This window comes from Alteromonas pelagimontana (assembly GCF_002499975.2).
GTDB lineage: Bacteria > Pseudomonadota > Gammaproteobacteria > Enterobacterales > Alteromonadaceae > Alteromonas > Alteromonas pelagimontana.
This window is the reverse complement of the sequence record NZ_CP052766.1, coordinates 1,193,620-1,207,100: the sequence shown is the minus strand read 5'-3', so window position 1 is coordinate 1,207,100 and position 13,481 is coordinate 1,193,620. Positions and strand designations below refer to the sequence as shown.

Sequence of the window (13,481 nt, the reverse complement as noted above, 5' to 3'; positions counted from 1 at the left end):
ATTGAGCTGCGCCTAATGCGTTCAATTTAGCCCTAATAAACCTTCACAAAATTGAATTGTCAAAAGATGAAAAATTCTCGTGAGCACACGTCAAAGCGGACTAATATTAGTTTTAATTTAGTACGTGAGGATGAAATGCCTGGATTAATGACCATAAAAAAACCGGGCAGAGCCCGGTTTAGCTAAAGAGCAGGTTACTACACTTTAAATTGACGAATAGACTGCTGCAGTTCTTCTGCTAATCGAGCCACTTCCTGGCTAGAATCTGAAGTCTGTTGCGCGCCCGAGGTGGTTTCTTCCGCGATGCCCACAATTGTTTCGAGCTTTTCACTTATTTCCTGAGACACCGTATTTTGCTCTCGTGCTGACTGTTCAATTTGCGAGCTGACATCGTGCGCTTTATGCACGGCTTCAGAAATAATATCTAAAGCTTCCGTAGCTTTTTCTGTCTGTGCAACACATAACGCCGTCTGATCCTTCCCTTGATTCATTACCGATACCGCTTTTTCTGCACCCGCTTGCAACACTTCGATCATCGCATTGATTTCCTGGGTCGACTGCTGCGTACGACTAGCCAGCGTTCTTACTTCGTCGGCTACTACGGCAAATCCCCGGCCTTGTTCCCCTGCGCGCGCAGCTTCAATAGCAGCGTTCAGTGCTAACAGATTGGTTTGATCCGCTACGCCGCGAATAACATCCAGGATCCCGCCGATACTGGCGCTGTCTTGATGAAGCTTGTTAATAACCATAGCGGCTTCTTCAACATCTCTGGCCAACACTTCAATGGTATTTCTGTTTTCAATAGAGATTTGACGAACGTTTTTCGCCTCAGCATCAGCGTGTCGAATTTGGTTAAGTGTATCTTCTGCATTATGCATAACCAGTTGTGAGGTGGAATGCATTTCTGTAGTGGCAGTCGCCACCTGAGCAATTTGCGACTTCTGATCCTGAATAGAATGCGTGGTTTGTGCAGTAACCGTAGACGTTTGTTCTGAAGCGGCGGCCAGCTGCTCGGCCCGTGTATTAATTCCGGTAATAAGCGATTTCAGGTTACCAATTAACTTATTGCAGTTACGCGCTAATTGACCAAACTCATCGGCGGCTGAATCATCTAAACGGTGCGTCAGATCGCCAGATGATGCTACGTTTAATAATTGATTTACGCGATTAAGTGGACGAGTAATAGCAATAACAGTGAAATAACCAATACCTGCTGCAATTGCCAGCGAAACCAATACCACAACAATTACCACCATGTTGCCTGTAGATACTTTCTCACTTACCTGATTGTCGATATCATTGGCGCGCTGGTTAGCCAGTTGCAAAAGCGCTTCCAAGTCAATCACGGCTTCTTTAATGTTTTCATCAGAACGATTAAGCGCCTGCTCAGAAGCATTCCGAAACCCGAGACGTTCAACATGTAGTTGCTTAACTCCATCCACGGCGGTAATAGCATTTAATGCTTCACCGACTAATCCGTTTATATCTTCCAAAGTGCCTGAGGTATCTTGATTATTGGCAACTCTTAACATGTTAGAAAGTTGCTCGGCGACATTAGCGACAACCAAATCTACTTCGTTGCCCAGCGTCTGCGCACGGACCATGGTTTGCGTTTTAATGTATTCGGAAGAAACTGTGAGTAAAGAGAGTAGCGAGGTTTCCAATTTGCTTCCAACTGCAGCAGCTTCTTGCAGCGCAGGATTGGTTTGAACGGCATCCAAATCGGAAAAATCAAGTAAATAGGTAGAGGCATCATCGGCGCTGTCTTCTGCAACGCCTAATCGAGCTTGAATGGTGTTACGCATCTGCATATAGTTGCGGTGACTGGCATACATATCGTCAACATTCGCAACATACTGCTCGTACGCTGCTTTTACGTTAGCTAACTTTTTCTGTAATTCTTCGTCGTCAGTTACCACTTGCTCAAGGTTATTATATTCCTGCTCAAAGTTGCTTTTGCTCTGGTTAAAGCTTGCTTGTTTCGCTTCTAAACCTTGCAAGTCTTCTTCAATATAGGCTTCAAACGTTAAACGGCCCATATTCAAAAAATTCGCTTTTAAAGCATTACTACCCGATAACGTGGGAATGGCTAGCTTATTAACCTCATCGGTGGCAGAGCCCACAGAGTTCAGATTGTAAAGAGACGAAATACTGATAATAATCAATAGAAGGCTGATGGTAAGAAACCCACCGATAATGCGCATTGCCACCGTAACTTTCATCGAAACTCCTGATTTTTATGATTTTTATTCTTATGGGTATAAAAAATAATCTACGAATTCTGGCAAAATTTACCAGAACCACATTTGAATTAAAGAAAATAGCTCTTGTAAGTGAATGAGTATACAACCACTAATACATTTTATCGTCAATGTGAGGCGATACTTTAGTGTAAGAGTGCATACTTTTTTACCATGTCGAGCAGAATATAGACACCAAGACGACATGGGAAGGAGAGCAGGAGGCCAACATTACCTAACTTATATCGATGCGGAGTTATCGCGAGAAAAAGGGCGCTAACCCTTTGCTTCTACTTTAATAATGGCATTGTCTTCTAACCGCAGTGCTGTCATAGTTTGGCCCCACACATAGCCGGTATCCAGTGCAATAAACTGCGACGATTGCGTTTTGCCGTTTAACGCAGCCCAGTGGCCGAAAATAATCTTTTCGTCTGTTTGCAGGTGCGGATTTTCAATAGCAAACCATGGCTTTAAACTTTTGTTTGTTTCTTCTGGCGTACCCTTAGAATCAAAATCAAGCTTTCTATCGTCGGTTAAAAAACGCATTCGTGTGGCAGCGTTGATGATAAAGCGTAAGCGCTTGGTGCCAGTGAGCTCATCTTTCCACTTACGGGGGCTGGACCCATACATATCGCTTAACAGATTCTTCCAGTTGGAAGCTTGGAGCACTTGGCTCACTTCACCACTATAGGCAAGAAGGCGGGAGGTCGACCATCCGGGGTAAAGGCCAGCGTGTACCAAAGTGTGATTGTCATCAATAGCTAGCGCCAGCGGAAACTGGCGAAACCAATCGATGATGTCTGGCAATATTTTACTCGATAATAGCGGGCCAAGCTTATCTTTCTTTTTGCTATTCTTAATACCCAGAGCAACGGCAAGAAGATGCAGGTCATGGTTGCCCTGCACGCTGGCAAAGCGATCCCCCAGTTCCATCAGATACTTGACCGTTTCCAGCGAATCTTCACCCCTTGCTACCAGATCTCCTACGGCATAGAGACGATCCCGTTTTGGATCAAAATTTGCTTTTTCAAGCAATCTCATCAGTCCGGTATAGCAGCCTTGGATGTCACCAACAACCAAAGTTTGCGATTCTGGCATAAAAGCTCCTGCGTAGGGGAATGAATGGAAGAGGATCAGTTAACGGCGTGTGGAACCGCAAGACGAAATACGTTGATGTTTACTTTAAACATACTGCCATCCGCTTTTTTCATCTCATAGAAACCTTGCATACTGCCAACCGGCGTATCAATGATGGCACCACTGGAATACTGAAAATCTTCGCCGGGCGCCAGAGTCGGTTGTTTACCTACCACTCCACTACCTTGTACTTCCGAAGTTTTGCCGTTGCCATCTGTGATCAACCAACACCGGTTTATCAACTGCACCGTTTCATTAGAATTATTTACAATTGTAATTTGATACGCAAAAGGGTACTTATCTGGTTCATCAAGGGGATGATTTGCTAAATACCGAGTGCTAACATTAATTGCGATTGCGGGATCATTCATCGGGATTTTGAAGATTTTCCTGTTCGTATACCACATTAGCAATACTCGCAAAATCTGCTAAAGAAAGTGTTTCTGCGCGAGCAGTGGGATCCAATCCCAGCAAAGAGATCTGCGCTTCTGTCATGCAATCTTTGAGGCTGTTGCGGATAGTTTTACGCCGCTGGTTAAACGCCATGGCACATACTCGTTCCAAAGTATGAGCGGAAGCTACCTCTACCGGCGGGCTTGCATGGGGTACCAGACGCACTACCGCAGAGTCTACTTTGGGAGGCGGTTTAAAAGCATCAGGCGGCACGCTTAGCACTGGAATGACAGAGCAATAATACTGCGCCATTACCGAAAGGCGGCCAAAGTTCTTGTTTCCCGGTACTGCAGCAAGCCGGTTTACCACTTCCTTTTGCAGCATAAAATGCATATCGCTGATGAGATTCGAAAATGTAAAAAGATGAAACATCAGCGGCGTGGAAATATTATAGGGTAAATTGCCAAACACCCGTAACGGTTTTTGTGGATGCGGCAGATGCTCTTTGAGAGAAGAGAAATCCAGTGCAAGCGCATCTTGCTCAATGACCGTCAATTTCTCAGCATTGAAAGGGTGGTGACGCAACCGCTTTGCTAAATCTCTATCCAGCTCAATGACAGTGAGTTTATCAATGCGCTCGCAAACAGGATCGGTTAACGCGCCAAGGCCAGGGCCGATTTCCACTAAATTCTGTTCGTTTGTTGGATTGATAGCGCTGACGATTTTATCAATGACATACTCGTCATGGAGAAAGTTCTGGCCAAACCGTTTACGGGCGGTATGACCTAAATGTGTTTTACTCATTGATGGCGATTCGCTAATTCTATGGCTTTTTGTAAGGCTTTACGAAAACTTCCTGCGTCTGCTTCGCCGGTGCCGGCAAGCTCAACGGCTGTGCCGTGGTCAACAGAAGTACGGATAAACGGTAGCCCAAGCGTAATGTTTACAGCAGCACCAAAGCCTTTGTATTTTAATACGGGTAACCCTTGATCGTGATACATAGCCAGCACTACATCTGCGTCTTTCAGATATTTTGGCTGGAATATGGTATCAGCCGGTAACGGGCCTGTTATTTGAATCCCTTCTTCGCGCAATGCATCCAGCGCCGGAATAATGGTTTCAATTTCTTCTTTGCCAATGTGTCCTCCTTCACCCGCGTGTGGATTTAAGCCACAAACGAAGATATGAGGCTCAGCGATACCGAATTTTAACTTCAGGTCCGTATTGATAATATGGATGACTTTATGAAGGCGTTCAGGCGTGATGGCTCTTGAAACATATTCAAGCGGAATATGGGTAGTCGCCAGCGCCACATTCAGCCCTTCCGTGGCCAATAACATCACTACATCAATTGTATTCGACTGATGTGCAAAAAATTCGGTATGACCGCTAAATGACACTCCTGATTTATTTATTATTCCTTTGTGTACAGGCCCGGTAACGACCGCGGCAAAAGTGGCGTCCATATTTGCCTGACAGGCCAAACGCAATGTTTCCACAACATAACGGCCATTGTCGCTATTAAGCTCGCCGGGTACCACATCCACAATCGCATTTACTTGTTGGATATACAGTTCACCCGGCTGCTGTATCTGCGGATTATCGACGCTAAAAGGAATAAGCGTCAGCGGCAGGCCAAGCTGCCTGGCTCGCGTTCGCATTACATCTGCATCAGCAAACACAACGAGCTGCGCATCCCACTGCTCCTGCGCAAGGGTAATAATAAGATCCGGCCCGATACCCGCAGGTTCACCGGGCGTAACGGCTATTCTCAGTGGAGTCATTTACACTTGCCCGTTCAGTCAGTTATTCCAGTACTTCTATATAGGCAGCGTCGCGCATTTCTCGCAGCCAGGTTTCGGTCTCTTCTTGAAACTTACGGTTAAAGAGCAACTGAGACGCTTTATCTTCTTTTTTCTTTTCAGTCGCATCGTCGAACCGCCGGTCTAACAGCTGGATAAGATGCCAACCGTGAGTCGAACGTATAGGTGCACTGTATTCATTGGGCTGAAGCTGCGCTAGTGCATTTTTAAATGCAGGAACATAGAGGTTCGGATCCGCCCAACCTAACTCTCCACCCTTCAATGCAGAGCCGGGATCTTCAGAATGTTCTTTCGCCAAATCAGCAAACTTAGCCTCTCCGGCATCAATCTGTTTCTTGAAGTCTTCCAGCATTTTCTTAGCTTTATCTTCACTTAGGATGATGGACGGTTTAATAAGAATATGACGTGCATTAACTTCTTCTATGGTGACTTTTTCAATGCCGCGGGTATCTTGAATTTTTAGTATATGAAACCCAGCACCGCTACGAATAGGGCCAATTAACTCACCTTTCTCTTTACCTTGTACTGCTTCAGCAAAAAGAGTGGGCATGGAATTAATGTTCAACCAGCCCATATCTCCACCTTCAAGAGCTTCAGAGCCGGAGGAAGAGGCAATGGCGATTTTGGCAAAATCGGAGCCGCCTTTTAGTAATTCAATAACTTTATCTGCGCGGTCGCGGGCATCAGCAACGTCGGCGTCGGTGGGTTCAGAAGGAAGACCTATCAGAATATGACCTAAATCATACTCAGCCTGTTCTGCACCTTGTTCGTCCATGAGCTTAACCAGGCTTTCGATCTCCTGAGGCGTGATGTAAATTCGGCGGCGTACGTTCGCGCGGCGAACTTCTCCCACAATAAGCTCTTCACGCACATCTTCACGATAGTCATCGTAACTTACGCCTTCTCTCGCTAATTCCTGACGTAAGTCTGCGACGGAAGCATCCTGACTAGCGGCAATATTCGCGATAGTTTGCTCCAGTTGCGGATCGCTAACCTGTATGCCCATGCGCTCAGCCATCTGCATTTGCAGACTTTTCAGTATCAAGCGTTCAATCGCTTGCGTACGAAGTGCACGATCAGAAGGAAGCGATTGATCGTTTGTCTCAGCATTACGCTTAACTTCGTCGATCAGAGCCTGGATTTCACTTTCCAGAATAACACCCTGATCAACAATCACCGCCACGCGGTCTAGAGGAACTTGTTGCGCCCAACTCGTAAAAGATAAAAGGGCACTTAAACAGATGGCCCGGATAATGAACTTCATAATCTCTCTTTTTTTTGATTAATTCTGTGCGCGTTGTTCACCAAAACAGGCGCAATACGCTAATTTAAACTATAAGGCTGCCGGTAGCCAAACATACCATCTTCCAGCATGCGGCGGCTAGAACGGCTTGAGCCAATTCCTTTGAATATAAATTGTAATGCTACGCCTGAATCATAATCATCCGTCGACTGCAGGCCTGCTGCGGTGTACCGGTTGCTAAGATGGCGCTGGGCGATAACCTGAATTGCCCAGCAGCAGGACTCATACTGCAACCCAAAGTAAGATTCAACACTTCGATTGCGTTCGATATCCCGATAGGTTCTGCCAACCCACTGCCAGTTTTTCGAAATGGGCCAACTTGCAGATAACCCTACTTGGTCAATCGTTTCGCCTGACAGTTCCCGCACATAACGATGAGTAAGCTGAACCAGGCTGTCTTGATTTTTACGATATTCCAAGGTTACGCTGCTTCGTTCCACTTTATCTGTCTGTGTTGTCACCTGCACATCGCTATGGAAATACCAACGGTCGTTCATCCGCCAATTGAACTCGGCTGCCAACGCCGAACGGTCGACTTCCTTACTTGCCGCAATAACCCGATTTCTCTCAAGGTAGAATATCTGACCCAAACTTATAACAAATCGTTCCCTATTGGCACTATCAATCGTACGGGAAGTGACGCCCAGGGTGATTTGGTTATTATCACTGATACGGTCAAGGCCCGTAAATTCCTGCCCGCGGAATAAGCCTTCAACATCAATAAGCAACGGCGTTGAATCGTACATCCCGATATTCGACTGGTCTTCATAGGAAGTATATAAATATTGGATTTTGGGTTCCAAGGTCATGCGCATATTGTCATCAAACCAGGCTTCATCCCGCTCAAAATAAAGTGCACCGAAAAGCCTTGCCTGTCCCAGAGTCCGGTTCACTTCCTCTTCAAGTTCAGTACCTTCGATATTATCCTGTTGATAATAGGTATTCAGCAAAGAGGCTTCGGCCGTTAACTCACCCCAATGTCGTTGGTAAGGTATGGCAATGGTAGGAGCAACGTGCCAACGGACTGCTGTAGGCTGTTCGCTTTCGGAGGTGTCAAAATAAGCGAGTTCAGAATCCAGTTTAAACTGCAGTAAACTTCCCAGCTTCTTTACGTAATTTAGCTGCGCTTCAGGCAGTGCACGATAGGCAGATTGCTGATCGCCAATCGTGACAAAATCTCGCACATTAACGTTAAACAGCAAATTATCAGAAAAATAATTCAGCCCCGCGGTACGAGAGAGGTGGGTATCGGCACGATTATAAAATTCAGACCCTAAATCCACAAAGTAATTGTCATCACTGATGCCGTTAAGCTCAACGTTCATCAACCAGCTTTCATTTAGCTCGCCTTCGTGTACCAGTCGATAAAAATACCGGTCGGTGTCCGCGGCCATATCGTTGTCGTTTGGCAAATATTCAACATCAATCTGGCTATAGCTGCTTTGCGTCAAGTAGCGGAATTCCGTTTGCAGTTGTACGCCGCGCTTTGTCATGTAACGTGGCGCAATAGTCATATCGTAGTTGGGCGCCATATTCCAATAAAACGGTTGGGTAAAATCGACGCCGGTTGTACTGGAACTGGTCAGTTCGGGAAACAGCAGCCCTGTTTGTCGCTGATTACTGATAGGAAATGCAAAATAGGGCAGATAAAAAACGGGCACGTCGCCGACATAGAAACGGGTATGCTTTGCCTGACCCCAAAAGGTTCCGCGACGAACGCTGATTTCAGAGGCGCGAATCATCCAATCTTCTTCACCTGGTGGACAGGTAGTAAAACTCACGCCATCAAGAATGGCGCCTGCCTCACTACTCAGATTAATACTTTCAGCTGTCCCATGTCCGTTTGAGCCGTTTAATTGGTACTGTGTATTTTCCATATCCAGGGTTTGGGCCAGCGAATTGACGTCAACGGAATCACTGCTAACCCGCATTTGTTCGTCCTGATACACTACGTCGCCTTGCGCATGTAACTGGCGACCGTTATCTTTTACTTCCGCTTGTCGCGCCTGAATGGTGGCGCGATCAGAGATAATATCCACATTACCGACAAAAGAGGCTACCCGTTTCTCAATAATTTCAGCGCGATCAGCTTCAACCTTCACCTGACCAGCAGGCATAAGCTTAGTGCTGGAAAACCGTACTGGCGCAACTGAACAAAAACCCATGGCGTTACCGGTGTCAGAATTTTCAGCAGTCTGTGCCTGTTGCGCTTGAGCGTATTGCCAGCTCAATGCAAGGACCAAAAAGGATGCGCAGGTCTTTTTCATGCGATGGTGAAGGGCCTGTTGTGTTGCGTAACAGTCTTGGGTACATACACCTTTCGAAGCAGGTAAATATGTAAATTAAAGTACTGTGTTCTGGTTAATGTTCTACTCGCTAAACGGCGGCTATAGGCGATATAGTAAAGCGTTAATTCTAAGCACTTATTTCCCAATAACCAACCGCTAACGCTAAAAAATTAGAAAAAGACCTTAACGCGCCTCACGGTTGGGTGAAATTTCAACAATAACCCTGGCGAATGTGCCTTTTACAACGTTTCTGGATTCTCACCTTTAAAAATCGTGGCTTAGCACTATATCTGTTTGTTCTGCCACCTGATATGGCTTTGCCTGAGCAACGAAAAGTCGTGGGATCAATAATTTCAGCGGAAAAAGTTGATAAGCACAGTCGCTTCTCAGCCGGGTTATCAAAAGGTATAGTGCAACACATATCCGTTCTATGGAGACTCCAACATGCGATTTTGGGGAAAAATCCTCGGTTTTCTTTTTGGTTTCATGTTCCTAAAAATACCTGGTGCCATTTTAGGCCTCATTGTCGGTCACTTTTTTGACCGGGCGTATTCGCAGGATTTTAGCCAACTGGGTGGCTTTGGTCGATTTTTTACTGATCAATCGGCGTTAAAGCAACAGGCAATTTTTTTCCATAGCCTGTTTGCCTCACTAGGACATCTGGCAAAATCAGATGGCCAGGTAACAGAAAGAGAGATTCAGATTGCCACTGCGCTAATGGATGATATGCGCTTAACGGGCGATGCGAGAAAAGAAGCGCAGCAAGCGTTTCGCGAAGGCAAGTCGCATGATTTTCCGGTTGTGGAAACTTTAAAAGGTCTCTATGAAGCGTCGCATGGACGCCGCGATATTCTTCAGGTGTTTTTGGAGATTCTCATTCAAGCCGCCTTTGCCGACGGAAAAATCTCTCCACAAGAGTATAAAGTGTTGGAAAAGGTAGCCCGTCCACTTGGGTTTAAACGCCAGGATCTGGATTATCTCATTTCAGCCTATGAAGCGGAAATACGTTTTCGTCAGCGGGAATACGCGCAGGGTTCGGGCCACCAACGTGGTGACAGGCAAGGACAGCAGCGTCAGCGCACATCATCTTATTCAGCCACCCAAACCTTGGACGATGCTTATCAAATTCTGGGTGTAAATGCTGCCGACGATGATAAAACGATAAAAAGAGCCTACCGTAAACGTATGGCTGAACATCATCCGGATAAATTGATTTCAAAAGGTCTGCCGCAACAAGCGCTGGAAATTGCCAAGGGCAAAGCGCAGGACATACAGGCAGCTTACGAACTTATTAAAGAGAAGCGAGGCATCTAGGGCGGAATAAAAAATACGCCGAATTGCGCCAGGGCTGGATGGTTATGCCTGCTCATGCCAGGTCACTGTGATATTATTAGCGTTAATTAACAAATTTGTTTACTGAGTTGGCGGGTTCAAACCAGCTAAAGCAGTAATTAGGAGTTGAGGTAATGAAACAACTTTTCAGAACATCAGTATTGATGTTAGGACTTTTTAGTATCTTTGCGCTGCAAGCGGCAGATGCTCCAGTAGACATTAAAGCCAAGGTGGAAAATACGCTGGGTCTGGAAGTAAGCAGCGTTGCTGATTCTCCTGTTAAAGGTTTATTGCAGGTGAATACCAGTCAAGGTTTGTTTTATATCAGTGAAAACGGGCAATATTTATTACAGGCGCGGGTATTTAATATTGACGAAGGCATGCGCAACGAAACAGAAACCGCACTTTCTGAAATGCGTCGGCAGGGAGTAGAGGAATTCGCGTCATCTGCTATCGAATTTAAGGCGAAAGACGAAAAGCATGTGCTGACGGTATTTACTGATATTACCTGCGGCTATTGCCGGAAACTTCACAGTGAAGTGGGCCAGCTAAATAAGAATGGGATTACTGTCAGATACCTGGCGTTTCCTCGTAGCGGTTTAAATAGTCAGAATTATTTGGATATGGTGTCGGTATGGTGTGCCGCAGATCCGAAAAAAGCATTAACCGAAGCGAAAAACGGTGAAGATGTGAAAATTGCCAACTGTAAAAATAAAGTGGCGCAGCAATATCAATTCGGTCAGCAGGTCGGTGTGAACGGTACACCTAACATTATTTTGGAAGACGGGACCATGATTCCCGGCTATCAGCCCGCCAAGGTGCTAATTGATGCCCTCGAGCAGTCAAGCTGATAATTCTTCAATCAAGCTGCCGGCTCTCAGGGTTGGCGGCGTTGTTCTTGTTCCTCAAATCCCGCTATCATAGTCTTTCAGTTATATTATCAGGTGCCAAGTCGTTATGGGATTGCCTATTGTCCGTCGCAACATTGAATACAGCCCGTTATCAAATGAGTTACATCCGGTATTGGATCGTATCTATCGTGGCCGCCAAATTGCTTCCATAAATGAATTGGATCACCGGGTTAGCGGGTTACACCATTACCGCGAATTGAAAGGTATTGACGAGGCTGCCTCTCTACTTGTCGCGGCAATTCAGACGAATAAGCGCATTATTATTGTCGGAGATTTCGATGCCGATGGCGCCACTAGTACGGCTGTTTGTATATTGTCTTTGCGGCAGATGGGCCACTCTAATATAGACTATCTGGTTCCCAACCGTTTTGATTTTGGCTACGGATTAAGCGAAGGGATTGTAGATGTTGCTCATTCCCAAGGCGCAGAGCTGCTGCTGACAGTGGATAATGGTATTGCCTGTCTGGCAGGGGTATCACGAGCCAAATCGCTGGGAATGCAGGTTATTGTTACTGATCATCATCTTCCCGGCAACGAACTTCCTCTGGCCGATGCTATTGTTAATCCCAATCAGAAAGAATGTACTTTCCCTTCAAAAAATTTAGCAGGAGTGGGAGTCGCTTTTTATCTGATGCTGGCATGTCGTGCGCAGCTGCAAGAAAAACAGTGGTTCTCCTCTCATAACTTGCCAGTTCCCAATCTCGCCACCCTGTTAGATATCGTAGCGGTTGGTACTGTCGCAGATGTGGTAGTGCTGGATAAAAACAATCGTGTGCTGGTCCATCAAGGGCTCCAGCGTATCCGTAGCGGCAAGTGTCGCCCTGGTATTCGGGCTCTGGTAGAGGTCGCCAGGCGGGAAATCAGCCACTTGAGCGCCGCAGATTTAGGTTTTGTTGTGGGGCCACGGCTTAACGCTGCCGGCAGATTGGAAGATATGGCGCTGGGTATTGAGTGCTTATTGTGCGAGGACGATACGCAGGCGCGCCATATGGCAGCGGAACTGGATGGGCTTAATCAGCAACGTCGTGCCATTGAAGAAAGTATGAAAGCCGAGGCGGAAATGGTTCTTCAGTCAGTGGTGTTGGGGGAGGCTACAATGCCCTCAGCACTGGTAGTCTATAAGGAAGACTTTCATCAAGGGGTTATCGGGATTGTAGCGGGCCGAATAAAAGAAAAGTATCGCCGCCCGACTATTGCCTTTGCGCATCAGGATGAGCAAATCATTAAGGGCTCTGCTCGCTCGGTGCCAGGTCTGCATATTCGCGATGTGTTGGACGAAGTGAATAGACTTTATCCAGGCATTATTATTAAATTTGGCGGTCATGCCATGGCGGCTGGATTAAGTTTGCCAGCGATAAAATTAAAAGAATTTGAAGTTGCTTTTCAAACAATAACTGACAGATACATGGCAAAGGCCGGTGAGTTGTTTACCATTGTGAGTGATGGTGAATTGGCGGATAACGAGCTCGACCTTTCACTGGCTAAGACACTCCGTCAGGCAGGCCCTTTTGGACAAGGGTTTGAACCGCCGTTATTCGATGGGATATTTGAACTGGTTTCGCAAAAATTATTGCAGGAAAAGCATTTAAAAGTCGTCTTTCGTTTACCCTCGGGCAATGAAGTCGATGCCATTGCGTTCAATGTAGATAACAAAATTTGGCCGAACATTGCAGCAAAATGGGTGCAGGTGGCATATCGGCTGGATGTGAATGTATTCAGAGGCAAAGAAACCGTTCAGCTAATGATTGAGGAGTTGAGTGTTTATGAAGGATAAACGTAATCCTCTGCTTGAACGGCATAATTCCCTTACGCATTCTGAAGACAAAAAAGTGACGTCTCATGTTCAGCGCGATGAAGGCGAGTGGATTCGTCATACATTAATGTTGGAGAATGTTGATGTGCCGTTTGTCTTTCGCCGTAAAAAACCGTACCAGAGGCTGGTAGGCGCCAGAGTGAATGTAACCTATTATCCTCAGAGCGAAATCGTTGCCGGAATCGAATTTGAATTTATGAAAGTAGTCAGAATCAGGCGCGCCTGAAAGCAGGAACAAGAA

General features: G+C 46.0%; 11 protein-coding genes. 4 read left to right on the top strand and 7 right to left on the bottom strand.

Features of this window, described 5'->3' with window-relative positions:
* Positions 1–197: 197 nt before the first annotated feature.
* The 7 genes from CA267_RS05540 to lptD all read right to left on the bottom strand — a co-directional run bounded on the left by CA267_RS05540 (position 198) and on the right by lptD (position 9,163).
* The gene (locus CA267_RS05540) at positions 198–2,222 is read right to left on the bottom strand and encodes a methyl-accepting chemotaxis protein (protein WP_075608412.1); all 2,025 of its coding nucleotides are present in this window, start codon (positions 2,220–2,222) and stop codon (positions 198–200) included.
* 294 nt (positions 2,223–2,516) lie between these two features.
* On the bottom strand, positions 2,517–3,338 hold the full coding sequence (locus CA267_RS05535) for a symmetrical bis(5'-nucleosyl)-tetraphosphatase (protein ID WP_075608413.1): 822 nt from the start codon (positions 3,336–3,338) through the stop codon (positions 2,517–2,519).
* Positions 3,339–3,373: 35 nt separating this feature from the next.
* Positions 3,374–3,748, bottom strand: a complete 375-nt coding sequence (gene apaG, locus CA267_RS05530; protein ID WP_075608414.1) for a Co2+/Mg2+ efflux protein ApaG — start codon at positions 3,746–3,748, stop codon at positions 3,374–3,376.
* Entirely contained in the window at positions 3,741–4,574 is an 834-nt protein-coding gene (gene rsmA / locus CA267_RS05525; protein ID WP_075608415.1) for a 16S rRNA (adenine(1518)-N(6)/adenine(1519)-N(6))-dimethyltransferase RsmA, read from the bottom strand. Before rsmA ends, apaG begins: the two co-directional genes overlap by 8 nt.
* The gene (gene pdxA / locus CA267_RS05520; protein WP_075608416.1) at positions 4,571–5,554 is read right to left on the bottom strand and encodes a 4-hydroxythreonine-4-phosphate dehydrogenase PdxA; all 984 of its coding nucleotides are present in this window, start codon (positions 5,552–5,554) and stop codon (positions 4,571–4,573) included. Before pdxA ends, rsmA begins: the two co-directional genes overlap by 4 nt.
* Before the next feature lie 22 nt (positions 5,555–5,576).
* Positions 5,577–6,857 (bottom strand): peptidylprolyl isomerase SurA, encoded by a 1,281-nt coding sequence (gene surA / locus CA267_RS05515; RefSeq protein WP_075608417.1) that lies wholly within the window; start codon positions 6,855–6,857, stop codon positions 5,577–5,579.
* Between the two features lie 59 nt (positions 6,858–6,916).
* Entirely contained in the window at positions 6,917–9,163 is a 2,247-nt protein-coding gene (lptD, locus tag CA267_RS05510; RefSeq protein WP_075608418.1) for an LPS assembly protein LptD, read from the bottom strand.
* 465 nt (positions 9,164–9,628) lie between these two features.
* Between lptD and djlA the strand changes: the two genes are divergently transcribed.
* From djlA to CA267_RS05490, 4 genes are all read left to right on the top strand, one after another.
* On the top strand, positions 9,629–10,498 hold the full coding sequence (gene djlA, locus CA267_RS05505; RefSeq protein WP_075608419.1) for a co-chaperone DjlA: 870 nt from the start codon (positions 9,629–9,631) through the stop codon (positions 10,496–10,498).
* Positions 10,499–10,650: 152 nt separating this feature from the next.
* Complete coding sequence (gene dsbC / locus CA267_RS05500; protein ID WP_075608420.1) at positions 10,651–11,367, top strand: bifunctional protein-disulfide isomerase/oxidoreductase DsbC; 717 nt, start codon at positions 10,651–10,653, stop codon at positions 11,365–11,367.
* Positions 11,368–11,473: 106 nt separating this feature from the next.
* Complete coding sequence (gene recJ / locus CA267_RS05495; RefSeq protein WP_083638307.1) at positions 11,474–13,201, top strand: single-stranded-DNA-specific exonuclease RecJ; 1,728 nt, start codon at positions 11,474–11,476, stop codon at positions 13,199–13,201.
* Positions 13,191–13,466: a hypothetical protein gene (locus CA267_RS05490; protein WP_075608421.1), complete on the top strand. Its 276-nt coding sequence runs from the start codon at positions 13,191–13,193 to the stop codon at positions 13,464–13,466. The genes recJ and CA267_RS05490 overlap by 11 nt, the downstream gene beginning before the upstream one ends.
* Positions 13,467–13,481 lie beyond the last annotated feature (15 nt).